Origin of the sequence: Citrobacter sp. ABFQG, from assembly GCF_004322975.1 — a bacterium.
GTDB classification, from domain to species: Bacteria; Pseudomonadota; Gammaproteobacteria; order Enterobacterales; family Enterobacteriaceae; genus Citrobacter; species Citrobacter freundii.
Genome location: NZ_CP036435.1, coordinates 3483722 through 3506461, shown reverse-complemented (window position 1 = coordinate 3506461; position 22740 = coordinate 3483722). Strand labels below are relative to the sequence as shown.

At 47.1% G+C, this 22740-nt stretch carries 26 protein-coding genes and 1 riboswitch; of the genes, 18 read left to right on the top strand and 8 right to left on the bottom strand.

Going from position 1 to position 22740, the window contains the following annotated elements:
• The first annotated feature begins 44 nt into the window (after nt 1-44).
• The 10 genes from WN16_RS17230 (at nt 45) to WN16_RS17185 (ending at nt 7525) form a co-directional block, all read left to right on the top strand.
• A protein-coding gene (locus WN16_RS17230) for an IS1-like element IS1B family transposase (RefSeq protein ID WP_095033700.1) occupies nt 45-742 on the top strand; the annotation gives its coding sequence in 2 pieces (ribosomal slippage) (nt 45-294 and nt 294-742; 699 coding nt in all).
• A 74-nt stretch (nt 743-816) separates the two neighbouring features.
• Nucleotides 817-1227 carry a FliM/FliN family flagellar motor switch protein gene (locus WN16_RS17225; protein ID WP_242670822.1) on the top strand — a complete coding sequence of 137 codons (411 nt, stop codon included), beginning with the start codon at nt 817-819 and terminating at the stop codon, nt 1225-1227.
• A gap of 9 nt (nt 1228-1236) precedes the next feature.
• The gene (locus WN16_RS17220) at nt 1237-1926 is read left to right on the top strand and encodes an EscR/YscR/HrcR family type III secretion system export apparatus protein (RefSeq protein ID WP_044700258.1); all 690 of its coding nucleotides are present in this window, start codon (nt 1237-1239) and stop codon (nt 1924-1926) included.
• 3 nt (nt 1927-1929) lie between these two features.
• Nucleotides 1930-2190, top strand: coding sequence for a type III secretion system export apparatus subunit SctS (gene sctS / locus WN16_RS17215; RefSeq protein ID WP_003844086.1), 261 nt, complete (start codon nt 1930-1932; stop codon nt 2188-2190).
• A gap of 10 nt (nt 2191-2200) precedes the next feature.
• Complete coding sequence (gene sctT, locus WN16_RS17210) at nt 2201-2962, top strand: type III secretion system export apparatus subunit SctT (RefSeq protein WP_052739225.1); 762 nt, start codon at nt 2201-2203, stop codon at nt 2960-2962.
• 5 nt (nt 2963-2967) lie between these two features.
• A complete protein-coding gene (locus WN16_RS17205) occupies nt 2968-4104 on the top strand; it encodes an EscU/YscU/HrcU family type III secretion system export apparatus switch protein (RefSeq protein ID WP_044700256.1) in 1137 nt (378 codons plus the stop codon).
• The gene (locus tag WN16_RS17200) at nt 4094-4744 is read left to right on the top strand and encodes a lytic transglycosylase domain-containing protein (RefSeq protein WP_103790853.1); all 651 of its coding nucleotides are present in this window, start codon (nt 4094-4096) and stop codon (nt 4742-4744) included. Before WN16_RS17205 ends, WN16_RS17200 begins: the two co-directional genes overlap by 11 nt.
• 138 nt (nt 4745-4882) lie before the next feature.
• On the top strand, nt 4883-5563 hold the full coding sequence (locus tag WN16_RS17195; RefSeq protein WP_003844080.1) for a response regulator transcription factor: 681 nt from the start codon (nt 4883-4885) through the stop codon (nt 5561-5563).
• Nucleotides 5564-5593: 30 nt separating this feature from the next.
• On the top strand, nt 5594-7309 hold the full coding sequence (locus WN16_RS17190) for an IpaD/SipD/SspD family type III secretion system needle tip protein (RefSeq protein ID WP_080941990.1): 1716 nt from the start codon (nt 5594-5596) through the stop codon (nt 7307-7309).
• Nucleotides 7310-7318: 9 nt separating this feature from the next.
• On the top strand, nt 7319-7525 hold the full coding sequence (locus tag WN16_RS17185; protein ID WP_003844076.1) for a hypothetical protein: 207 nt from the start codon (nt 7319-7321) through the stop codon (nt 7523-7525).
• A gap of 63 nt (nt 7526-7588) precedes the next feature.
• On the opposite strand, the gene WN16_RS17180 is transcribed toward WN16_RS17185, so the two are convergent.
• Nucleotides 7589-8956 carry an MFS transporter gene (locus WN16_RS17180; RefSeq protein WP_044700249.1) on the bottom strand — a complete coding sequence of 456 codons (1368 nt, stop codon included), beginning with the start codon at nt 8954-8956 and terminating at the stop codon, nt 7589-7591.
• 174 nt (nt 8957-9130) lie between these two features.
• On the opposite strand from WN16_RS17180, the gene kdgR reads away from it, so the two are divergent.
• A complete protein-coding gene (gene kdgR, locus WN16_RS17175; protein ID WP_003833778.1) occupies nt 9131-9922 on the top strand; it encodes a DNA-binding transcriptional regulator KdgR in 792 nt (263 codons plus the stop codon).
• Between the two features lie 114 nt (nt 9923-10036).
• On the opposite strand, the gene WN16_RS17170 is transcribed toward kdgR, so the two are convergent.
• The gene (locus WN16_RS17170; protein ID WP_003034975.1) at nt 10037-10276 is read right to left on the bottom strand and encodes a YobH family protein; all 240 of its coding nucleotides are present in this window, start codon (nt 10274-10276) and stop codon (nt 10037-10039) included.
• Nucleotides 10277-10440: 164 nt separating this feature from the next.
• Here WN16_RS17170 and mgrB point away from each other — a divergent pair, with 164 nt between their 5' ends.
• From mgrB to rlmA, 6 genes are all read left to right on the top strand, one after another.
• A complete protein-coding gene (gene mgrB / locus WN16_RS17165; protein WP_003034977.1) occupies nt 10441-10584 on the top strand; it encodes a PhoP/PhoQ regulator MgrB in 144 nt (47 codons plus the stop codon).
• 74 nt (nt 10585-10658) lie between these two features.
• A complete protein-coding gene (locus tag WN16_RS17160; protein WP_003034980.1) occupies nt 10659-10943 on the top strand; it encodes a YebO family protein in 285 nt (94 codons plus the stop codon).
• A gap of 636 nt (nt 10944-11579) precedes the next feature.
• On the top strand, nt 11580-11723 hold the full coding sequence (locus tag WN16_RS17155; RefSeq protein ID WP_003034983.1) for a DUF2627 domain-containing protein: 144 nt from the start codon (nt 11580-11582) through the stop codon (nt 11721-11723).
• A gap of 12 nt (nt 11724-11735) precedes the next feature.
• Complete coding sequence (gene cspE / locus WN16_RS17150; protein WP_001062678.1) at nt 11736-11945, top strand: transcription antiterminator/RNA stability regulator CspE; 210 nt, start codon at nt 11736-11738, stop codon at nt 11943-11945.
• Nucleotides 11946-12164: 219 nt separating this feature from the next.
• A complete protein-coding gene (gene ftsI / locus WN16_RS17145; protein WP_003841630.1) occupies nt 12165-13910 on the top strand; it encodes a peptidoglycan glycosyltransferase FtsI in 1746 nt (581 codons plus the stop codon).
• Between the two features lie 63 nt (nt 13911-13973).
• Nucleotides 13974-14783, top strand: a complete 810-nt coding sequence (rlmA, locus tag WN16_RS17140; protein WP_003841628.1) for a 23S rRNA (guanine(745)-N(1))-methyltransferase — start codon at nt 13974-13976, stop codon at nt 14781-14783.
• Here the strand turns inward: rlmA and mntP are convergent.
• The 5 genes from mntP to manX all read right to left on the bottom strand — a co-directional run bounded on the left by mntP (nt 14780) and on the right by manX (nt 18983).
• Complete coding sequence (gene mntP / locus WN16_RS17135; RefSeq protein ID WP_044700246.1) at nt 14780-15346, bottom strand: manganese efflux pump MntP; 567 nt, start codon at nt 15344-15346, stop codon at nt 14780-14782. The genes rlmA and mntP overlap by 4 nt on opposite strands.
• A gap of 130 nt (nt 15347-15476) precedes the next feature.
• Nucleotides 15477-15581, bottom strand: a riboswitch (yybP-ykoY riboswitch).
• Between the two features lie 197 nt (nt 15582-15778).
• Nucleotides 15779-16237, bottom strand: a complete 459-nt coding sequence (locus tag WN16_RS17130) for a DUF986 family protein (RefSeq protein WP_003021010.1) — start codon at nt 16235-16237, stop codon at nt 15779-15781.
• Between the two features lie 60 nt (nt 16238-16297).
• The gene (locus WN16_RS17125) at nt 16298-17149 is read right to left on the bottom strand and encodes a PTS mannose transporter subunit IID (RefSeq protein ID WP_008322630.1); all 852 of its coding nucleotides are present in this window, start codon (nt 17147-17149) and stop codon (nt 16298-16300) included.
• Between the two features lie 12 nt (nt 17150-17161).
• Nucleotides 17162-17962, bottom strand: coding sequence for a PTS mannose/fructose/sorbose transporter subunit IIC (locus tag WN16_RS17120; protein ID WP_003021004.1), 801 nt, complete (start codon nt 17960-17962; stop codon nt 17162-17164).
• A gap of 58 nt (nt 17963-18020) precedes the next feature.
• Complete coding sequence (manX, locus tag WN16_RS17115; RefSeq protein ID WP_003841624.1) at nt 18021-18983, bottom strand: PTS mannose transporter subunit IIAB; 963 nt, start codon at nt 18981-18983, stop codon at nt 18021-18023.
• A gap of 459 nt (nt 18984-19442) precedes the next feature.
• Here manX and yoaE point away from each other — a divergent pair, with 459 nt between their 5' ends.
• Nucleotides 19443-21002: a CNNM family cation transport protein YoaE gene (gene yoaE, locus WN16_RS17110; protein ID WP_003844070.1), complete on the top strand. Its 1560-nt coding sequence runs from the start codon at nt 19443-19445 to the stop codon at nt 21000-21002.
• Nucleotides 21003-21008: 6 nt separating this feature from the next.
• Here the strand turns inward: yoaE and WN16_RS17105 are convergent, their stop codons facing one another.
• Nucleotides 21009-22610, bottom strand: coding sequence for an EAL domain-containing protein (locus WN16_RS17105; RefSeq protein ID WP_047715751.1), 1602 nt, complete (start codon nt 22608-22610; stop codon nt 21009-21011).
• Nucleotides 22611-22740 lie beyond the last annotated feature (130 nt).

The following is a 22740-nucleotide window of genomic DNA, read 5'->3' as shown; positions in this document are numbered from 1 at the left end:
CAACTTACTGATTTAGTGTATGATGGTGTTTTTGAGGTGCTCCAGTGGCTTCTGTTTCTATCAGCTGTCCCTCCTGTTCAGCTACTGACGGGGTGGTGCGTAACGGCAAAAGCACCGCCGGACATCAGCGCTATCTCTGCTCTCACTGCCGTAAAACATGGCAACTGCAGTTCACTTACACCGCTTCTCAACCCGGTACGCACCAGAAAATCATTGATATGGCCATGAATGGCGTTGGATGCCGGGCAACCGCCCGCATTATGGGCGTTGGCCTCAACACGATTTTCCGCCATTTAAAAAACTCAGGCCGCAGTCGGTAACCTCGCGCATACAGCCGGGCAGTGACGTCATCGTCTGCGCGGAAATGGACGAACAGTGGGGATACGTCGGGGCTAAATCGCGCCAGCGCTGGCTGTTTTACGCGTATGACAGGCTCCGGAAGACGGTTGTTGCGCACGTATTCGGTGAACGCACTATGGCGACGCTGGGGCGTCTTATGAGCCTGCTGTCACCCTTTGACGTGGTGATATGGATGACGGATGGCTGGCCGCTGTATGAATCCCGCCTGAAGGGAAAGCTGCACGTAATCAGCAAGCGATATACGCAGCGAATTGAGCGGCATAACCTGAATCTGAGGCAGCACCTGGCACGGCTGGGACGGAAGTCGCTGTCGTTCTCAAAATCGGTGGAGCTGCATGACAAAGTCATCGGGCATTATCTGAACATAAAACACTATCAATAAGTTGGAGTCATTACCACAATTGCCAGCATTTGCTTTGTCCCATCAAAATATCTCTCGGATTCACAGCGTTACCTGTGAGGGATATCGAAAATTTGGCCATTGGTGATGCCTTGTGGATTACAAATGTTCAGATTTACCTTTATGTCGGAAACATAGATTATTGTGCAGTCCAATATGAACAACACCATTTTACTGTAAGTGAGGATATTATGGATATTCAAACAAATAATGCTCTTGTTGATAAATTATGGTCCACAGATGGACTCAAACTAAACATTGAGTTTGTACTCAGTGAAACAACCATGACATTAGCAGAAATTAGTAAAATACAAATCGGCGATGTATTAGATTCCCAGATTGGTCTGGGAGGCAACAAAGTTGATGTTGAACTCCGGGTTCAGGGTAGAACGTTGGCAAAGGGAGAACTTATTTTGCTGAATGATCGTTTGGCGGTGGAAATAGAGGAAGTTTACAACACATTGTGAGATGAGATTATGACGGATTATAATAGCATTGGTTTGGTAGGGATTCTGAGTCTTGCGACACTATTGCCATTTTTCATTGCGGGCGGAACGTGCTTTATTAAATTCTCTATTGTTTTTTCATTGATACGCAACGCCATTGGCTTACAGCAGGCGCCATCCAATATGACTTTGAATGGCATATCACTACTCTTAACTGCTTTTGTCATGTCGCCTGTTGCCCTGCAGAGTTATGATTATTATTGCCAGGAAGGTATCTCTTTCGATAATGTTGAGTCAGTGCAAAGTTTCATCGATAGCGGCCTTTCTGGATATAAAAATTATTTATACCGGTTTTCTGATAAAGAACTCCTTACATTTTTTAGCAATATCTATCAGCAGCAATATCCCGTAACGGATGATCATCAAGTTGTTGGAATTAAACCAACAGTTGATAATAGCTCGTTATTTACGCTGTTAGCGGCTTATTCATTGAGTGAAATAAAAAGCGCCTTTGTTTTAGGTTTTTATGTTTATCTTCCTTTCATTGTAGTGGATCTGTTAGTTTCCAACGTATTGTTGGCTCTCGGCATGATGATGATGAGTCCTGTAACAATATCATTACCAATAAAATTGGTACTTTTTGTTGCCATTGATGGCTGGTCTAAGATTGCGACCGGAATGGTCATGCAGTACGCAGCGTTATGGAAAACGGCGGCATAAACAATGGACAATATCTTTTATATAGGCAATAAAGCACTATATATGGTGTTAATATTATCTTCAGTTCCGGTTATTGTTGCAACAGTGGTGGGGATAGTTGTGGCCCTTCTTCAGGCAATTACTCATATCCAGGAACAGACCTTGCCATTTGGTATAAAATTGCTGGCGGTATGTGCCGCGCTTTTTATGACTGCACCCTGGTTTGTTTCCAGCCTGAAAAGTTTCGCTGCCGAAGTATTGGTTATGGCATTCCAGATACCCTAATGAGTCGCCTATGAATGTTTATGTGCTCTACCATGAATATATCCTGTTGATTGTTATTGGGATGGCCAGACTTCTGCCAATAACATTTTTCTTGCCCTGGTTTAACAGCCAGGTGCTAGGGGGCATGTTAGCCAAAAATGTAATTACGTGTTTTATGCTTCTCGGTTTTTTGCCCTTGCTGAGTGTACAGTTTCCAATGGCGCCAGCGGCGCCACCAATGGTGATTATCGTTCGGGAAGCGATTATTGGTTTACTATGTGGTATTTGCCTGTCAGTGCCATTCTGGATTGCTTTGGTGGTAGGTGAGGTCATTGACAACCAACGCGGAGCAACTATTAGTAGTACTATGAATCCAGGGATAGGGGTAGAAACATCTGTTTTCGCCAGTTTTATGAACTATTTCTACGGCGCGACTTTTATGCTAAGTGGCGGAATGGTTACGCTTTGTGAGGCGATAAAAAAAAGTTATCAAATATTTCCGGTGGCACAATCCTTTCACTTTGACAAAGCATTAGCACTGCAAGTTGTTCATCTTGTTAATGAGTTAATGCTGAAGGCTTTAATTTTGGTAGGGCCTATCGTCGTCGCTTTATTTGTCACAGAATGTGCGCTTGGTTTACTTTCACGTTTCGCATCACAATTGAATGCTTTTTCTGTCGCATTAACATTAAAGAGCGTTATCGCCATTTTCGTACTGCTGATTTATTTAACACCATTACTTATCTCCCAGTTGACAGGATTACGACTAAGTGATTTTTTACCGAAGAATTAAGCATAATGAGTGAAGAAAAAACTGAACAACCAACGCATAAAAAGAAAGAAGATTCTGCTAAGAAAGGACAGATGTTTCTTAGCCGAGATTTTGTAGGGCTACTTACGTTAATTGTAGTCTCCTCTTTTGTATGGATGAGCATCGATGCGAGGGAGTTAACATTTTATTTCGATTTATTCGTCAGTAGTGGTTTCATGCTATCAACGGGAGAATATGCGCGACTGGTATTTACAACAGCGTTTAAAATTATCTCTGGTATTGCCCTGATTTCTGTCTTTACTTCGGCACTGGTGACATTGATACAAACGCGTTTTAAAATGGCGTCGGAGGCGATTCGATTGGATCTGAATGCCATTAATCCAATAAAAGGATTTAAAGAAATATTCAGTGTCAGAGGTTTGAAAGACAGTATAAAAGCTATTTTGTATCTTGGGATGGCACTCACTGGTTTTAGTATTTTTATTATAAAGTATCATGGTCGTTTATTTACTGTGCCGACTGGGGGCATCCAGCATTTTATTAATGTGTGGCGTGGGTTGATGCCATTGCTTTTTTGTTATACCTTGTTGCCGTTTTTAATTGTTATGGCATTTGATGCTTTGGTTGATTTTTATTTATATATTAAAGACTTGATGATGACCAAACAGGAAATAAAGCAAGAGTATAAGAATAATGAGGGTGATCAGCACATTAAAAACGCGCGTAAGCAGTTGCATCGTGAATTGCTTTCTGAACAGACTAAAGCAAATATATTAACTTCAAAAATGGTGTTGGCTAATCCGACACATATCGCATTGGGCATTTATTTTAATCCTACGGTAATTGGCTTGCCTTTTATTTCAGTCGTCGAGAAAAACTCTCGCGCTGTTGCTGTTATTGCTTTCGCGGAAAAAAACAATATCCCTGTTATTCGCAATATCTCTCTGGCACGGCGAATTTTTAAGACAGCAAAAATTTATACTTTTATTGATAGCAGCAGTATTGATGAAATTATGCGCTTACTGACCTGGCTCGAGCAGATGGAACAAGCTTGGAAGGATGATATTCCTCAGAATGACGAGTCAGAAAAGATGGAGGGCGATGTTAACTGCGATAAAGAAAATACGGAAACAAACATGGAAGGGGGGGGAAATGCGTCATAGTATATTTCTTTTACTGTGTTGGTACATGCCTGCTGCGATGGCAGCTCAGTGGTGTTATGAAGATGCTCAGGGAATCATGTATGTCGAACAGCAACGGACGTCAAACAAGGGGCGTCGCTGCGCTATCGCTAACGATGATGCCGTGCAACGCTGGCAGGCCACGAAATCCAATTCCGCCATTCGCATGTCGCGTTCCTCACCGCGGCGTCAGTTTTCGACTCAGATGGCCAAGGGTCGTTACGATAATGTTATCGGCCACTATGCCAGACAGTATGGTGTCGATCCGTATCTCGTTAAGGCGGTTATGGCCGTTGAGTCCGGATTTAATCCGGACATTATCTCAGCAAAAGGCGCTGTGGGTTTAATGCAGTTGATGTCTGATACTGCGAACCGCCTGTCTTCAGCATTGGGGTATTCTCTTGAAAAGCATCGATTATCTGATCCTGAGATTAATATTCATCTTGGCACTTATTTTCTTTCAGAATTGGTGAAGCGCTATAGAAGTAATCTTGAACTGGTTCTGGCCGCATATAACGCCGGAGAGGGGAACGTTGCAAAGTATAGCAATCAAATCCCCCCGTTTAATGAGACACATAAGTATATTAGAAATGTAATCAATGAATACAATGCTATTCATTGATTAAATGATTTAATGTATTTTTAATTCTAAAGTTAGAATAAATAATTTGAGTTACCTTGTTCTGCATGAAATTATCTTAAATAATTTATTTTTAGCTAATTAAGGATTGATTAGCATTTGCATAAGAAGGAACCGAATATGTCCCATAAATTCCTACATTCCCGACTCTCCGTTGCAGTTGCCAGTGATGAACCGATTGTCATTACAGGATTACGCAGTCTGCTTGCCGGGTATGCGGATATTGCATTTGTAACTCATTCGCGAAATGAATTGATTCATGCGTTATCAGGTAAACGCGATGATAAAAAATTAGTTCTGATTGTTGATGTATCTTTTGACTGTGAAAATAATAATGATGCTACTCACTATATCTCGAGAATTCAAAAGGTAGCACCGGAAATCAAGCTGATTGCGCTTGTAAGTGAAAACTACACATTTACTCCCACGCTCCGACGTCTCCGGGCGTCAGGCGTACACGCGTTAATAAGCAAGAAAGATGATTTAGAACGCTGTCTGCCAAAAGCGTTATCTTATTTGGCGACAAAGCGCTTTTATTCTTCTCCGCGGATCCAACAGAAGGATATAACTACTGATTATGCTCAACAGCAGTCCCAGTTAACCTCGCGAGAACTCGAAATTATTCGTCTGTATGCACGAGGCATGCGGGTAAAAGAGATTGCAAACCTTCTTAAGCGTTCAGTCTGTACGGTTGCGGTACATAAGCACAACGCGATGCAGAAACTTGCAATAACCAGCAACATACAATTGCTTCAATATATGCAATCTCAGGATACGCTTGCCGAGATGCCTGGTAACTAAAACGTTGCACACCTTTCAGGGAAAGATACGATGTCTACAAGTGTCACAACAGCAGGACAAATTTCATTTTCAACACTATGTACAACCACCAATGCAGTTTCTTCATCGCCTAAGGTGCTACAAGCTTCTACAACGGCCGATACTGCAGAAACGGGTACGCGCCGCCAACAGGTGATTGATATGTTGACAGAAAAACTGGCAGTCTATTCTGAACAGTATCATCAGCTTCTCAACAAAGGGATCCTTATCGACACGACTCCTGCACAGGGCGTATTGAAATCGTCTCTCTCTCGGTTCATGAACACCGGTGTTTCAAGTAAAAAAAGCGTGGGAGAACCTTTAGAGGATTCCGCTGTTGGTGGCTCACTCTGGGACATCACTTTCGACAAAAACATGGATAAGGACGGTGATGGCAAGATTGATGATCATATCGATTTCAGCACCTATATCTGGTCAAATGATAACGATCATGGCAATGGGGTGAAATATCCCGAGAGTGACTGGGAAATCTATGCGGATGTTAGTACTGAGCTTGTTGGGCTGCAAACAGATTATATGGATGTATATACGGATCTTGCTAATCAAAGCGTTGAATTTCTCAATGATGTTAACAGCTTTAAATCACAGATGGTGACATTTGTCTCCACTGATGATGATGACATGAAAATTGATGTCGGTGGTGTGATGGACGAACTAGATGCCATCATTTATGGGTGGGGGATATATGATGCTAACGGTAATATCAACCTGACACCCATTAACCCTGAAACGACTTCCGGCCCCTATCCTGAACGCGGACCTGTAGCTATCCGCGGATTAGATGCCCAGGGAGTCTATTATTGGGCTACACAACTGGAGTTATCCGATCAGCTGGCTATCGAAACACATACTGAGGCTGGGGCTGATGGGAAAATGTATACGGGTAATCCTGAAGATGATATAGATAATATTACGGTGGCTGATTCGGTTGCTAATCTTAATGAACCTCCAGAATCGGATTGTCGGCTGTATATGGTAGCTGAGGCTGATGGCACTTATACTCTCTATGTTTACCCAGATCTTCAGCCCGTTAGGGATGGCCAGGATGCAACATTTAGCTTAATAGGCTCAGATGCAGGAACATCGACTGCAGCCGAGGCCCCAACTGCATCCGATATTGGTTTATCTCCAAACGACTCAAGATATTATGGAAATGATGGGGATGAAAAATCGTACTCTGTTATATCCCCGAGCGAGGACATGGTTATTGTGCCCATGTCTACAATAAGCTCGAAAAACTTTTATATACCGGCTGGTTATACGTTAATAACATCAAGAGATACTGACGATTATAAGGAATATGATTGTTTTTTAATCCCAACCTCAATGTTAGACCCTGCAGAAACCAATAGTGAAGCAGGTAATAGCAATGCTAGTGTGCGTCTTACAGAAAGTGTTGTTGTTTTGGATAAGTCATATGACATGAATGGGAAGGGAATCCTTAGTGATAAGGCTAATATTTATGTTTCTCCTGCATTGACCTGGGATTTTGAGGCACACAACTCGGGTGAATTTGCTACTATCAGCAGCGGTATGTTTAACGAGTGGGAAAACTCGATGAACACGATGTCCAGTACAGTAGAAAGCCAGTCGCAAGTTATGTCTGAAAAATTAAGCCAGGCAAATACCATCTTCAATAACCTGACCAAGGTATTGTCGTCGACGATAGAAGCTCTACTGGAAACCCAAAAAGAGTTCCTGAAATAGGTATTTATCATGAGCGATATGACCATCAGCACAACGCCAGTTTCTGCAGATGATGCTGTTTCAGCAGAAGAACTCGACCCAACAGCGAATTTAACGGATGAGCAGCGTAAATTGATGCAGTTAGCCACTGCAGGATTTAGTCTGGAGTTTTTTTCTGATTGTATAATGGGAGATACAGACGATCCGTCTAATCCTATGTACCAACCGGAGTGGTGACATCGGAACCGTTACGCGAATAATAGTGACGTCAAGCCCGGCGAAGTACTGCCGGGTATGGGTTTATACGCGCGGTTGTGTAATACGTAAGCCACTTACGATTGCGGCCAGCGAAGCCAGAATACCCGCTGTTATCAGCGAGACGTGCGTTCCACTGTCATCAAACTGATTTAGCATCAGCGCAACCAGTGCGGCCCCGGTACTCTGACCCAGTAAGCGTGCCGTTCCGAGCATACCGCTCGCGCCTCCGCTACGATCTCGCGGCGCGGAGGTGATGATAGTGTGGTTGTTCGGTGACTGGAACAAACCAAAACCCGCACCACACAAAATCATTGGCCAGATGATATTAAAATCGGAAGGTGATGCGGGCAGTAACACCAGAGAAAACAGCCCACAAGCCATTACTGCCATGCCCAGCGCGCCAAGCAGACCTGCATGAACACGTTCAATCAAATATCCCGCCAGTGGGGCCATCACCATGGTTGCCAGCGGCCACGGCGTCAGCAGCAGACCCGTTTCAACTTCGCTGCGTCCGAGAACCGTTTGCATAAAAAAGGGCAGGGAAACCATCGCCAGCATTTGTGCGCTGAATGAACAGATTGAGGTGCAAATAGAGAGTGAAAACAGCGGAATGCGTAGCAGATCAACCGGTAATAAAGGTACCGGCAATGCGAGCTGGCGGCGGATAAAGAAAAACCCTACCACGAGAAGCCCCATAAGTTCAGCACCAATCAGTTTTAGCGACTGTCCCTGTGCAAATCCGCTGAGTGCCGTGATCAACAAACCGAATGTTAAGGCGTTCATTATTGCGCTGGGCAGATCAAAGCGCGGTTTATTGCTACGCGATGAATTGGGTGGCAAAAAACGCATAGCCAGCAGCAGGGCGATGATCCCCAATGGAACGTTAATCAGAAATAGCCATTTCCACGAGGCAATAGAAAGAATTGCCGCCGCAATAGTCGGACCCGCTGCCGAGGATACAGCCACGATAAAGGAGTTAATACCCATCCCGCGGCCAAGCTGGCGCTGAGGATAAATGAGTCGGATCAATGCCGTATTAACGCTCATCAGCGCCGCGCCGCCAAAACCCTGAGCCACGCGCGCTAACGTCAGCATATGCAGCGAGTCTGACAAGGCACAAAACAGCGATGCCAACAGAAACACGACCAGACCACACTTATAAATGCGTCGGTAGCCAAACATATCACCTAAAAAAGAGAGCGATAACAGCGAAACAACGATCGCAATTTGGTAGGCGTTCACAATCCAGATTGAGCTGGCGGGTGAGGCCTGAAGATCGGTGGCGATAGTGGGGAGGGCAACGTTTGCTATTGCGCCGTCGAGTACTGCCATAGAGATGCCAATAACAATGGTTAAAATTGCGCCATATCGCTGGGGCAATGACAGACCATCGGTCTGAGTTTTTTCCATAGGAAGTCAATACTGTTGGAATTTATGATGAGAATAATAATTTTAGCATTGATATTCAGGCGTTAGGTCGCAGATTTGTAACTAAGTAAGCAAAGAGCGATTGCGAGGGCTGATACGTGAAATTATAATAAAAACCGGTTCTGATTTTTATAAAACACTCGAAAGGGGTGATAAATGGCAATCGCAGATCTGGATAAACAACCCGATTCTGTATCTTCCGTGCTGAAGGTTTTTGGCATTCTGCAGGCGCTGGGTGAAGAGCGCGAAATTGGTATTACCGAGTTGTCGCAACGCGTCATGATGTCAAAAAGCACCGTTTATCGCTTTTTGCAGACCATGAAAACGCTGGGTTATGTGGCACAAGAAGGGGAGTCTGAGAAATACTCACTGACCCTGAAACTATTCGAGCTGGGTGCTCGCGCGTTACAAAACGTCGATCTTATCCGTAGCGCTGATATTCAGATGCGCGAACTTTCGCGCCTGACCAAAGAGACAGTGCACCTTGGTGCACTGGATGAAGACAGCATCGTCTACATCCATAAAATCGACTCTATGTACAATCTGCGCATGTATTCTCGCGTAGGTCGCCGTAATCCGCTGTACAGCACGGCTATCGGTAAAGTTCTGCTGGCATGGCGTGACCGCGATGAAGTGAAGCAGATTCTGGATGGTATCGAGTACAAGCGCAGCACCGACCGTACTATTACCAATACTGATGAGCTGCTGGTATTGCTGGATAAAGTACGCGAGCAGGGCTACGGTGAAGATAACGAAGAACAGGAAGAAGGTCTGCGCTGCATCGGTGTACCGGTGTTTGACCGTTTCGGTGTAGTGATTGCAGGCTTGAGTATTTCATTCCCGACGCTACGTTTCTCAGAAGAACGTTTGCACGAGTATGTGGCGATGCTGCATACGGCTGCGCGTAAAATTTCAGAACAAATGGGTTATAACGACTATCCGTTCTAATCTGATGTAATAGCGTCAAGGTAAAAACCCCAGGTATTTTTGTATCTGGGGTTTTTTATGAACAGTCATAACGTTAGTTGGTGCAAATAACGTAGCGGATGTATTGCTGCTATATTAACCGTTATCAATAATGACCGTGCTTTTTCTTAACAAGGGACAATCCGACAGGCCAATGATACCGCTGTTTGTGTGGACGTATTGCGCGGTGCTGGTTCCGCGGGCGGTCAGATATTGGCATTGCAAGCCCAGGCCTGCTGCATTCTCCTTACTTCCAATCAAAATTCCGTAGCCGCTCAGTAATAAACCGATCCAAACCAGAGCTAACAACACAATAGCGCGGATTATCAGACGCATTACAACCTCTTATCTTTTCTCGTTATTATTAGATTAGCCTGTACATGGGATGAAACAAGTGAATCATTCCTAAAAAGATTGAATGCCGATACAGTTAACGCTGGGTTTAGGTAACGCATGATAATTTATAGGCATAAGATGTTGATTCGAAGAGTGGAGCTGGAGTGAAAAAAATTCGCTGGGTAGTGCTGATAGTTGTCGTGCTGGTATGCATACTGATGTGGGCGCAAGTGTTCAACATCATGTGCGATCAGGATGTACAATTTTTCAGCGGTATTTGTGCCATTAATAAATTTATTCCCTGGTAAGCGCATTTTTGCCACAGTTGATTACCTTCTTGTGCGGCAGTGGTAAACTACGCTGTCTACATTGAGGTGGTGAAATGAACGAAGTTTTGAATTCTGGCGCGTTGAGTTTGGCGTCTTTGGCTGTATCGGTGGTGATTCTGGTTGTCGGGCTTGTACTGTGGTTTTTCGTCAATAGGGCAAGTTCGCGTACTAATGAGCAGATTGAGTTGCTTGAAGCGTTGTTAGATCAGCAAAAAAGACAGAACGCATTGCTCCGTCGCCTTTGCGAAGCTAACGAACCTGAAAAATCGGCAGAGCCTGCTGTGGTCACAGCGAAGGACGAAGATGATGACATCATCCGCCTGGTAGCTGAGCGGTAAAAACGGTATGACAGGGTGAGGATCTGTTGCTTACGTTCTCAGATGTTTCATCCTGTCGCCAACATGCCAGATTATTTTCTTCTGCATATGTCGTGTAATTAGCACTCTGATTCTCGTGTTAACTCAGTATTTTCAGATGCTCCAGCCAATTAATATCTTATCCCCGGTCTGATATAAATATAATTTCCCATACGATAAAAATATGATTATGTCATTTTTGTGATAGCGATCGTCTTATTAACAGCGAAACGTTTCTCTTACTTTTTTTGTGCATTGTCATCATTCTTTCATTATTTTGGTGCAAAAGCAGAAGGCAGATCTCATTTTTACGCTTGTGACATTTTATGCATTACTAAGCATAAAAAATGATATTCAGCACACCCTGTAACAGCTAATCTGGAACAACCGAAGCTATTGAGCTATGGTAGAAATGTCCCGGCTATGGTGCAAGCCTGGCGGGGGATGGGGCGAGCGGCGGGAATATAACACTACTCGGTGTGGCGCATAACTGTGCAGTTGCTGTTTGATGAACGACAGGATTTGTGCGACCGATCGAGACACGTTTAAAAATGGCTTGCCATTATTAACGTTGTATGTGATAACACGTTTTGGGTTAAACGAGGTACAGTTCTGTTTATGTGTGGCATTTTCAGTAAAGAAGTCCTGAGTAAACACGTTGACGTTGAATACCGCTTCTCTGCCGAACCTTATATTAGTGCCTCAAGCAGTAATGTCTCAGTTTTATCTATGTTATGCCTGCGGGCGAAGAAAATACTCTAAGGAATTTTGCAAATGGCAAAGATTAAAGGTCAAGTTAAGTGGTTCAACGAGTCTAAAGGTTTTGGTTTCATTACTCCGGCTGATGGCAGCAAAGACGTGTTCGTACACTTCTCCGCTATCCAGGGTAACGGCTTCAAAACTCTGGCTGAAGGCCAGAACGTTGAGTTCGAAATTCAGGACGGCCAGAAAGGTCCGGCTGCTGTTAACGTAACAGCTATCTGATCGACACCACTGATTTGAAGCGCATATGCGCAACCATCTCAGATATAAAGCCTCGCCTATGCGGGGCTTTTTAATTCAAAATACGTCTAAATATTTCTAAATGCCCTCCCATTAGCGCTTTGTTGCAAAGGCGTGATGTTCGTAGCATAGTTTTCCCCGCTTTCTTACGACATTTCTCGTTAAATCAGACACCTGAAAAACTATCTTGCTGGAGTTCAGGTGAAAAAGAAAAACGACGGCGACGCGCGCAATTTTACTCCCGTACGTTTTGCCCTGCTTTGTGTGGCAATATTATTGAGTCTGGGATTGCTGCTGGGTCGGGTTGCATGGCTGCAAATTGTCACGCCGACGAGTCTGGTGAAACAGGAAGACATGCGTTCATTACGTGAGGTAACTATTGCCTCGCCGCGCGGGATGATTACCGACAGAGAAGGGCGACCGCTGGCGGTAAGTGTTCCGGTTAACGCGGTATGGGCCGATCCTAAGACCATCATCAGCAAGGGAGGCGTGGGTTATAACGAACGGTGGCAGGCTCTGGCAAGGGCTCTGCATCTGTCACTGAGTACGCTGGCGGAACGCGTTAACAGTAATCCTGGCGGACGTTTTATTTACCTGGCACGACAAATTTCCCCTCAGCAGGCTGAGTGGGTCGATGATCTTAATCTCCCGGGCATTAACCTGCGCGAGGAATCCCGCCGGTTCTATCCTGCAGGCCACGTAGCGGCGAATCTCATAGGTTTTACCAACATTGATGGACAAGGCATTGAAGGGCTGGAAAAAAGCTTTAATAACCAGTTGATGGGTAAACCTGGCTCCCGTCTGGTACGTAAAGACAAATTTGGCCATGTAATCGAGAATATCACCGAAGTTACGCCTGTTCCTGCACACCAATTACAGCTCAGCATCGATGAGCGCCTGCAGACGGTCACTGAAGATGCGTTGGACAATGCCGTTACGTGGAATAAAGCGGAATCAGGAGCCGCAGTGCTGGTCAACATTGCTACCGGTGAAATACTGTCCATGGCGAGCTTTCCTGACTTCAACCCCAATAACCGTGACGGCGCGGTACTGGATGATTTTCGTAACCGTGCGATAAGCGATACGTTTGAACCCGGTTCAACCGTTAAACCGCTGGTGATCATGACTGCACTCCAGCAGGGGATAGTACAACCGGACAGCGTGATTGATACCCATCCTTTTTACCTTGATGGACATCGCATTCGCGACGTCGGATTTTACCCGGAGCTGTCGTTGACCGGAATTTTGCAGAAATCGAGCGATACCGGCGTGTCGCACCTTTCACTGGCTATGCCTGTTCAAAAGTTGCTGGATACCTATAAGAGCTTTGGTTTTGGCGATCCAACCGGACTGGGATTAACCGGTGAAAGTAGCGGTTTAATGCCTCAACGCCGCTACTGGAGCGATTTGGATCGCGCGACCTTTGCATTCGGCTATGGATTAATGGTAACGCCGCTGCAGTTGGCGCACGTATATGCAACCATTGGTAGTTTTGGTATCTATCGACCCCTTTCGATTACCCGTATTGACCCGCCGGTAATCGGTACCAGAGTGATGCCGGAGGCGCTGGTTCACCAGGTTGAACATATGATGGAAAGCGTCGCGTTACCCGGTGGTGGGGGAACTAAAGCCGCGGTCAGAGATTATCGCGTGGCGGTTAAAACAGGAACGGCAAAGAAAATTGGTGATGACGGTAAGTATGTCGATAAATACGTGGCCTACACGGCAGGCGTTGCGCCAGCGAGCGACCCGAAATTTGCACTGGTGGTCGTCATCAATAATCCGCAAAACGGTGCTTATTATGGCGGGGCTGTCTCTGCGCCTGTCTTCAGCCAGATAATGGGAGATGTCCTGCGTCTGGAGAACGTTAAACCGGATGGCATGCCTGCCGACTCTGATCATCTGCTGGTGATGCACGGCAGCAACGTATCCTCGCCGTCGCTGTAAGTTATTTTCCCAGGGTGCAATTCGCGTTACACTTGCGCCCTTAAGTCACCTGCCGGAGTTGTCATGTCGTTTTCCTGTCCTCTTTGCCACCAGCCTCTTACTCAAGCGAATAACAGTTTTGTCTGCCCCGGGCGGCACCAGTTTGACGTGGCGAAAGAAGGGTATGTCAACTTACTGCCGGTTCAGCATAAGCGGTCGCGCGATCCGGGTGATAGCGCTGAAATGATGCAAGCCAGACGGGCATTTCTTGATGCTGGGCACTATCAACCGTTGCGTGATGCGATTGTGAATGTGCTTAAAGAAAAGTCGAATTCAGAAGATGCAGCGATCCTGGATATTGGCTGTGGGGAAGGGTATTACACCCATGCGTTTGCCGACGCGCTGGCGGGCTGTACAACCTTTGGTCTTGACGTATCCAAAGTGGCAATTAAAGCCGCAGCCAGACGCTATCCGCAGGTGATCTTTTGCGTTGCCTCCAGCCATCGTCTGCCGTTCGCAGACGAGTCAATGGATGCCATCATCCGGATCTATGCGCCCTGTAAAGCGCAAGAGCTGGCTCGCGTGGTTAAACCGGGTGGATGGGTGATCACCGCCACGCCGGGACCACGCCATTTAATGGAACTGAAAGGGCTGATTTATGATGAGGTGCGTTTGCATGCGCCCCATACTGAGCAACTGGACGGTTTTGTTCTGCAACAGAGCATTGCGCTGGGATATCAGATGCAGCTTCAGGGCAGCGAGGCCGTTGCGTTACTGCAAATGACGCCGTTCGCCTGGCGGGCAAAGCCGGAAGTGTGGGAAACGTTAGCGGGGAAAACGACGTTTGACTGCCAGACCGACTTTAGTATTCATGTCTGGCAGCGTCTGAATTAACCGTGGAAGTGTGCCCAGAGGATCTGGGCACCGATACCAATCAGCACCACCCCACCCAAAATTTCAGCTCGTTTGCCCAGCATTGGGCCAATGAAACGACCAATCATCATGCCGAGCGTGGACATAATCAATGTGGCGCAGCCGATGGCCAGCGCTGTGGCAATAATGTTGACCTGCAGGAAAGCCAGACCCACCCCGACGGCCATTGCGTCGAGGCTGGTGGCAATGGCGGTGGTAACCAGCAGCCAGAAACCGTGGCGGCGCTGCGGTTCTTCCTCTTCATCGCCGTTGTCGCGAAAACCTTCGATTATCATTCGCCCACCTAAAAAGATCAGCAGAATGAAGGCGATCCAATGGTTCCACTCCAGCACGAATTTGCTGGCCAGCATCCCGATGCCCCAGCCAATCAGTGGCGTAAGCGTTTCAACTGCGCCGAATATCAGTCCGGTGCGCAATGCTTCAGAAAATTTGGGTTTATGCAGGGTGGCGCCTTTGCCAATTGATGCGGCGAAAGCATCCATCGACATGCCGAAAGCGAGAAGAACGGTAGCGGTGAGATTCATAACAGCGTCCTGACCGGGGTATCCATAAAACACATCACTGCCCCCAGTAACCATGCATACAGGCTGGAATCACTGTAAATACAGCGCCATTCAAATATGCATTGCAGTTGATGTGCCTATGGTCTCGCCTGACTGAACCTGTAAGTTCAGTCCGTACGTGCCACGTTTTTCAACGAGTATGTTGACACGTACATTTCCGGAGTCTGGAAATCGGCTACTCCCCAACGACGGGCGCAACCTTAACATATTTTGAGAATATAAAACAAGAAACGCAGAAATAATATTTGACTTCTAGTTGAAAACGATTTTCATTTAGATTTATTTATAAATAAAACGTTAAAATAAATAACATTGAGGACAGTGAAATATAGCCTTGGCTATGTTTGCTTTTACACTGATATATAAAAACATAGTTCAGGCTATATTTATAAGCTATTGATTTGAAATTAATAGTTTATATATTCTCTCAAGATCGTCTATATTTCGTACGCGAATCAACAATCTTCGATGTTCTAATTGCATCACCAATACACCGTCTTCAGATAAATTCATCTCTTTAATGCGGTTATATTCAATCCAGACGTTGGCGAAGAAAAAACCTTTCTGCTTGAAGATGATTTTTGGCGTACGGATCCAGAACAGATACAAACCCATCAATACCAGTGCACATAATAACCATGTGGTAAATTGCGCGCCGTGGCTGGTGATGTTGTTGTAGATAAGAATAGCTACCAGGCCAAGGAAGATAACACTGTCGACTCTGCTGCGGGGAAGCAGGGCGACAGTAAGCAGAGTAGGGCCATTACGGCGGGGCATGATGAACTGATCGTAAATGGCATACGCCAGCAGCGAAAAGATAAATAGAACCAGCACCAGGTCCGTGATAGTCATGAATCCTCAACCCTCTAAATAGAAAAACCGGGGGCAAGCCCCCGGTGATGTACAACAGTTTTACAGGCCGAGCAGTCCGACAGCGTAGCCCGCGATACCGATGACGAAGAAGCCAACGATGATCCACAGCGGGTTCACTTTCTTACGCAACAGCCACATACAGGCGAATGTCAGCAGCAGAGGAACCAGACCCGGCATCAGCTGGTCAAGGATAGTCTGCACAGTGGTAACACGAGTCTGACCATCCTGACCGGTGATAGTAGAAACCACCAGTGGAATGTTTACGTGCGTCCACTTGTTAACCAATGCCCCCATGACAAACAGGCCGAGGATTGACGCCCCCTCAGTCAGTTTCTGCAGGAAGCCGCCGCCCATATCTTTAACGATATCGACACCTTTACGGTAGCCATATGCCACACCGTAATAACGGGTTGCCAGACGAACCAGGTTAAACAGAACGAAGAACAGCAATGGCCCCAGCAGGCTGCCGCTCATCGCGATACCTGCACCGAGCGCGGCGAATACTGGGCGAACGGTACCCCAGAAGATCGGATCGCCGACGCCTGCCAGCGGACCCATCAGACCAACTTTGATACCGTTGATGGCACCATCGTCAATCTCTGCGCCGTTTGCACGCTGTTCTTCCATCGCCAGCGTAACGCCCAGTACTGGAGCCGCTACGTACGGATGGGTGTTAAAGAATTCCAGGTGACGCTTAATCGCTTGCTTACGTGCGTCGTTGTTTTCCGGGTACAAGCGGCGGATAGCCGGCACCATGGAGAAACAGAAACCCAGCGCCTGCATACGTTCGAAGTTCCATGAACCCTGAAACAGGTTAGAACGAATGAACACGCCACGAATGTCACTCGGAGTGAGTTTTTTCTCGGTGGTAGTTTTAGTCATATCAACCATTTCGCTCACCTGCTAGTCCAGTTCGTTATCGAGATCGTTATTGCCAGCCGCCGCAGCAGGTGCACCGGCTACGCGGTTATATTTCGGGCTCAGCTGAATGTAGAGGATCGCCATTACTGCGCCAATCACACCCAGAGCAACCAGGTTGAAGTTAGTAAATGCCGCGGTGACGAAGCCGAGGTAGAAGAATGGCATCAGGTAGCCTGCGCGCATCATGTTGATGACCATCGCATAACCAACCACCACGATCATACCGCCTGCGATGTTCAGACCGCCAGTCACGACTTCCGGAATGGCGTTAAGCATGCTCTGAACTTCACTGGTACCAACAGAAATCGCTACGATTACCGCTGGGATAGCGATACGCATAGCCTGCAGGAACAGAGAGGATACATGCAGCCAGGAGAGTGCCGTCAGGTTACCGTTTTCGGCCGCCTTATCCGCTGCGTGCTGGAATGCTACGGTGATAGTACGAACGATAATGGTCAGTACTTGGCCTGCGGCTGCCAGTGGGATAGCCAGCGCGATACCGGCACCAATGCTTTGGTGACCTGCGATAACCAGAACGGTAGAGATAATTGAGGCCAGTGCCGCATCTGGTGCAACCGCAGCACCGATGTTCATCCAGCCCAGGGCGATCATTTCCAGGGTACCACCGATGATAATACCGGTTTTCATGTCCCCGAGAACGGCGCCAATCAGCGTACAGGCCACCAACGGGCGGTGGAACTGAAATTCATCGAGTACCGACTCCATACCCGCGATACATGCGACGATGAACACCAGCACAATCTGAAGAGTGGTAATCTCCATTGTACTTCTCCTATTGCTATACAGACTTAAGTGTGAAAACTAAGTAAATGCCAGGGAATTATTTCACCTTGGCAATCAAATCCATCATTTTCAGTTTCTGATCGGTAGAAACCTTACGTGCCTCAAGCTCAATACCGCGTTCGTTGAGTTTCTTGAAGGCTTCGATGTCTTTGTCATCGACAGAAATTGCGTTGTTTACCTGCGTTTTACCCTGACGGAAAGCCATACCGCCAATGTTTACGGAGGTAATTTTCACACCACCTTCAACGATACGTTCTACGTCGGTTGGGTTGGTGAACAACAGCATCACACGCTCACCTGCATATTTAGGGTTGTTGTAGACGCGGATCATTTTCGCGACATCAACCACATGCGCCGTCACACCCGGAGGTGCTACCTGAGTCAGCAGCGTTTTACGCACGGTATCGGCGGCAACTTCATCACTGACGACGATAATGCGTGTTACGTTGGTTTCTTTGGTCCAGCGAGTTGCCACCTGACCATGGATTAAACGGTCATCAATACGCGCCAGGCCGATCTGCATATAATCGTTCGGACCCATCGGTTTGGCGGGAGCTGCTGCTTTGGGTGCTGCTACTGGGGCAGGAGCGGCTTTCTCAACCGGTTTGGCTTTCAGCGCTTTCACGCCTTCGCTACCGGTTTCAACGGCCAGTGCCACTAATTCATCAAAGCTCGGGTTGTCATCACGCGCCATGAAGGTTTCAACCAGCATGGGAATGTTCACACCGGCGATAACTTCGTAATGCTCTTTATCGACGACAATGCGGCTTGCAGCGTTAAACGGGCTGCCTCCCCATGTGTCAACGAGAAACAGCACGCCTTTACTGGTATCGAGTTTTGCCAACTGAGCGTTGTACTTTTCGATCAGCGTTTCGGCATTTTCGCCTGGAACGAAATCTATCCAGCCGACATTTTCCTGCTCGCCTAACAGCATTTCTGCCGTCTTAAGTAACTGCTCTGCAGCCCAACCATGTGTGCCTATTACAATAGCAATGGTCACTTGCTACCTCCTTTATTATCGTTAACACATCAACGTGAAGATGTATTTGAATCGTCGTCCGCAATCGAATCGATTCAGATAAGGGTTACAAAGAAAAACCTATGATTTTCGTGAATTATTTTAGATATCGAAAAAAATATTTTATGTGATGAAGATCCGTAATTTAACTTCCGATTAAAAGAAATTTCGAAGGGTAAAATATCTCCGAAACAACTTATTGCAAAGGAAGGTAAATCTTTGCTAAAAACCGCTTCTCTCTGTTATGTTTAGCATCTGTTTAATTACTCAGGAGTATAGGGCAGTAGCCCACCATATGGATCGTCACCGACGTCATTTCACCTTCAGGCCGTATCAAGCCTGTCAGATTGGCACTTTTTGCCACAAATTTTCTCTGCATATCGCTTTAACGCCTGAGATCCTCAGCGCGCAGTTTGGTCATTCCTTAAGCAGGAGCTTGTCATGGAATTATTAATGGACCCGCAGATTTGGGTGGGTTTGCTCACGCTTGTCGTTCTTGAAATTGTTCTGGGTATTGATAACCTGGTCTTCATTGCGATCCTGGCTGATAAGCTGCCGCCGAAACAGCGAGATAAAGCGCGTTTAATCGGTTTGTCACTGGCACTGATTATGCGTCTGGGCCTGTTGTCCGTGATTTCGTGGATGGTGACGCTGACAAAGCCGCTGTTCACGGTAATGGACTATGCGTTCTCGGGGCGCGATCTGATTATGCTGCTGGGGGGTATCTTCCTCTTGTTCAAGGCTACGACAGAGCTGCATGAGCGGCTGGAAAACCGTGAACATGATACCGGGCAGACGAAAGGGTATGCGAGCTTTTGGGTTGTCGTAACGCAGATTGTCATCCTCGATGCAGTGTTCTCGCTGGATGCTGTGATTACGGCGGTCGGTATGGTCAACCATCTGCCAGTGATGATGGCGGCAGTAGTGATTGCCATGGCCGTGATGCTGTTGGCCTCTAAGCCGTTGACCCGATTTGTGAACCAACACCCGACGGTGGTGGTGCTGTGTCTGAGCTTCCTGTTGATGATTGGTCTGAGTCTGGTTGCCGAAGGGTTTGGCTTCCACATTCCGAAAGGCTATCTGTATGCGGCGATTGGTTTCTCAATCATCATTGAGCTGTTTAACCAGATTGCCCGTCGTAACTTTATTCGTCACCAGTCGACGCTGCCATTGCGTGCGCGTACTGCCGATGCGATTCTCCGTCTGATGGGCGGTAAACGTCAGGCCAGCGTGCAGATGGAATCCGACAATCCGGTACCGGTTCCCGTCCCGGAAGGCGCATTTGTAGAAGAAGAACGCTATATGATCAACGGCGTCCTCTCTTTGGCGTCGCGTTCATTACGCGGCATTATGACGCCTCGTGGGGAGATTAGCTGGGTTGATGCAGACCTGAGCGTGGAGGAAATTCGCGAGCAGTTGCTTTCGTCACCTCATAGCCTGTTCCCGGTATGTCGTGGTGAACTGGATGAAATCATCGGTATCGTGCGTGCTAAAGAGCTGCTGGTGGCGCTGGAAGACGGTGTGGATGTGGCGGCGATTGCCTCTGCTTCTCCGGCTATTGTTGTTCCGGAAACGCTGGACCCGATCAATCTGTTAGGCGTTCTGCGTCGTGCCCGCGGTAGCTTCGTTATCGTCACAAACGAGTTTGGCGTAGTACAGGGTCTGGTCACGCCGCTGGATGTATTAGAAGCCATCGCCGGTGAATTCCCTGATGCCGATGAAACGCCTGAAATTATAGCTGATGCAGGCGGTTGGTTGGTCAAAGGCGGTACCGATCTGCATGCGTTGCAACAGGCGCTGGACGTGGATACGTTAGTGAATGAAGACGAAGACATCGCTACGGTGGCAGGTTTAGTCATTGCGGCTAACGGCCATATTCCTCGTGTAGGTGATGTTATCGAGGTCGCACCGCTGAGCATTACGATTGTCGAAGCGAATGACTATCGTGTGGATTTAGTTCGCATTGTTAAAGAACAACCCGCTCACGACGAAGACGAGTAACCGGGTTTAGCGAAACGGCATGACGGGCATACTGTGTCTCCCGTTATGCCGGGTGGGCGGCGGCGTGCTGCCCGCCAGCCATTTTGGAAAATCGCGCAGCGGCATTGGCTTGGCATACAGAAAACCTTGCAATAAATGTACGCCGTGTCGGCGCAAATGCTGAGCTTGCCCCTGTGTTTCAACGCCTTCCGCCACCAGTTCTATATTCAATTTTTTCCCCAAAGCGATAATGATGTCTGTGACGGTTGAGTTCACGGCGTCTGTGCCTATTGCCGAAGTAAATGATTTATCGATCTTCAGCACATCCGGGCGGAGCTTTTCCAGCCAGGAGAGCGAGCTATTGCCGGTACCGAAATCATCAATCGCCAGTTTTACGCCAAGCCGATTTAATTCGCGTACGACCCGATAATCCACATCCAGTAACGCATCGCGTTCGGTCAGTTCGATAACCAATTGCTGGATTGGGTGCTGGCTGAACCAGTACTGATTAAGATCTTTTAGCAACGTACCATTACGAAAATGGCTGGCGGCGACATTAATCCCAATATGAAACTGGCTGCTCATCGGGAAAACGTGTCGTTGCTGAATGGTTTCTGCGATGACATGGCGGGTAAGCGGTACAATCAGGTTGTGCTCCTCAGCGATGGGAATAAACACTTCCGGAGAGATCCAACCCTGGCGCGGGTTATTCCAGCGTAAAAGGATTTCCACGCCCATGCATTGCTGGGTTTGCGCATTAAGCAGCGGCTGGCAAAATAGTTCGAATTCCCGAGCAGCAAGGGCCAGATTAATCTCCCATGAGAAACTCATTCTGCTGGCGGTAGCCAGCCATGCCAGATAACCCACTAATAAACTTAGGATCACCGCCAGCGGCAGCTGTGTTGGCAGGTGTTTTACCGCCAACTCACTGGGACCAGGGCCGGTGACGCTAATGGTAAACGGAAAATGTTGAGATGAAAGCTGGTAGCGTTTTTCATCATTTAGCTTAGGCAGAGTATCGACAACACCTTGATCATACAGTAGATGCCGATTACCAACGGTTAAGCTGGCATCGGTGATCTGCGGCGGCTGGGGTTCAAGCAACATAGACGACAATAAGTCAATATTGACGATTTCCAGCACGCCATCTTCACCATCGGCAGAGGACGGATACCACTGAGTCAGAATCGGACTGCCTTTAATCAATGAATGGTCGGTAGACAGCAGCAGTTGCGGTTCCCTGTTGGGTAATTCGGGCTGCAGTTGACTAATGGGAACATTACGATAACCAAAAATGCTGGAGCAATAGAGGATCCCGCTTTGAATCAGATTAATAGAACGTACCGTTTGCAACCTTGCGGCATGTTTGCTTAAGGGTAAACGCGCCACTGAGCAGGGGAGGCCAATCAACGGCAGCAATACATCCCGTCCGGTCTGCAAGGGTAAAAGCACGTCATCCAGTTCTTCTACAGCATGGTTGGCAAAGGTGACGATATTTCGGTGATTTAAATTACGCTCCGAAATAAATCGGACAGTTAATGTGAGGATGAGCGTCAGTAGTGCACATACTGTGCAGACGATTAAGCGATTCCGGCGATAATTTTTAATGATCCGTTGTGCTGTTTGCATGCGGGCCGCCCGATAAGCCGTTGGTCACAGAAGCCAACAGCAACAGAGCAAGTGTAGTGGGGAAAATTACAGTAGACGAGGGTGAGGGGGCAAATTCGCCCATCCGTTGCAGATGGGCGAAAATTAAGTA

Excerpts from the sequence above, each read along its gene's own strand:
- WN16_RS17220 (WP_044700258.1), top strand. The coding sequence starts at position 1,237 with ATGACGGATTATAATAGCATTGGTTTGGTAGGGATTCTGAGTCTTGCG.
- sctS (WP_003844086.1), top strand. The coding sequence starts at position 1,930 with ATGGACAATATCTTTTATATAGGCAATAAAGCACTATATATGGTGTTA.
- sctT (WP_052739225.1), top strand. The coding sequence starts at position 2,201 with ATGAATGTTTATGTGCTCTACCATGAATATATCCTGTTGATTGTTATT.
- WN16_RS17205 (WP_044700256.1), top strand. The coding sequence starts at position 2,968 with ATGAGTGAAGAAAAAACTGAACAACCAACGCATAAAAAGAAAGAAGAT.
- WN16_RS17200 (WP_103790853.1), top strand. The coding sequence starts at position 4,094 with ATGCGTCATAGTATATTTCTTTTACTGTGTTGGTACATGCCTGCTGCG.
- WN16_RS17195 (WP_003844080.1), top strand. The coding sequence starts at position 4,883 with ATGTCCCATAAATTCCTACATTCCCGACTCTCCGTTGCAGTTGCCAGT.
- WN16_RS17190 (WP_080941990.1), top strand. The coding sequence starts at position 5,594 with ATGTCTACAAGTGTCACAACAGCAGGACAAATTTCATTTTCAACACTA.
- WN16_RS17185 (WP_003844076.1), top strand. The coding sequence starts at position 7,319 with ATGAGCGATATGACCATCAGCACAACGCCAGTTTCTGCAGATGATGCT.
- WN16_RS17180 (WP_044700249.1), bottom strand. The coding sequence starts at position 8,956 with ATGGAAAAAACTCAGACCGATGGTCTGTCATTGCCCCAGCGATATGGC.
- kdgR (WP_003833778.1), top strand. The coding sequence starts at position 9,131 with ATGGCAATCGCAGATCTGGATAAACAACCCGATTCTGTATCTTCCGTG.
- WN16_RS17170 (WP_003034975.1), bottom strand. The coding sequence starts at position 10,276 with ATGCGTCTGATAATCCGCGCTATTGTGTTGTTAGCTCTGGTTTGGATC.
- WN16_RS17160 (WP_003034980.1), top strand. The coding sequence starts at position 10,659 with ATGAACGAAGTTTTGAATTCTGGCGCGTTGAGTTTGGCGTCTTTGGCT.
- WN16_RS17155 (WP_003034983.1), top strand. The coding sequence starts at position 11,580 with ATGTGTGGCATTTTCAGTAAAGAAGTCCTGAGTAAACACGTTGACGTT.
- cspE (WP_001062678.1), top strand. The coding sequence starts at position 11,736 with ATGGCAAAGATTAAAGGTCAAGTTAAGTGGTTCAACGAGTCTAAAGGT.
- rlmA (WP_003841628.1), top strand. The coding sequence starts at position 13,974 with ATGTCGTTTTCCTGTCCTCTTTGCCACCAGCCTCTTACTCAAGCGAAT.
- mntP (WP_044700246.1), bottom strand. The coding sequence starts at position 15,346 with ATGAATCTCACCGCTACCGTTCTTCTCGCTTTCGGCATGTCGATGGAT.
- WN16_RS17130 (WP_003021010.1), bottom strand. The coding sequence starts at position 16,237 with ATGACTATCACGGACCTGGTGCTGGTTCTATTTATCTTTTCGCTGCTG.
- WN16_RS17125 (WP_008322630.1), bottom strand. The coding sequence starts at position 17,149 with ATGGTTGATATGACTAAAACTACCACCGAGAAAAAACTCACTCCGAGT.
- WN16_RS17120 (WP_003021004.1), bottom strand. The coding sequence starts at position 17,962 with ATGGAGATTACCACTCTTCAGATTGTGCTGGTGTTCATCGTCGCATGT.
- yoaE (WP_003844070.1), top strand. The coding sequence starts at position 19,443 with ATGGAATTATTAATGGACCCGCAGATTTGGGTGGGTTTGCTCACGCTT.
- WN16_RS17105 (WP_047715751.1), bottom strand. The coding sequence starts at position 22,610 with ATGCAAACAGCACAACGGATCATTAAAAATTATCGCCGGAATCGCTTA.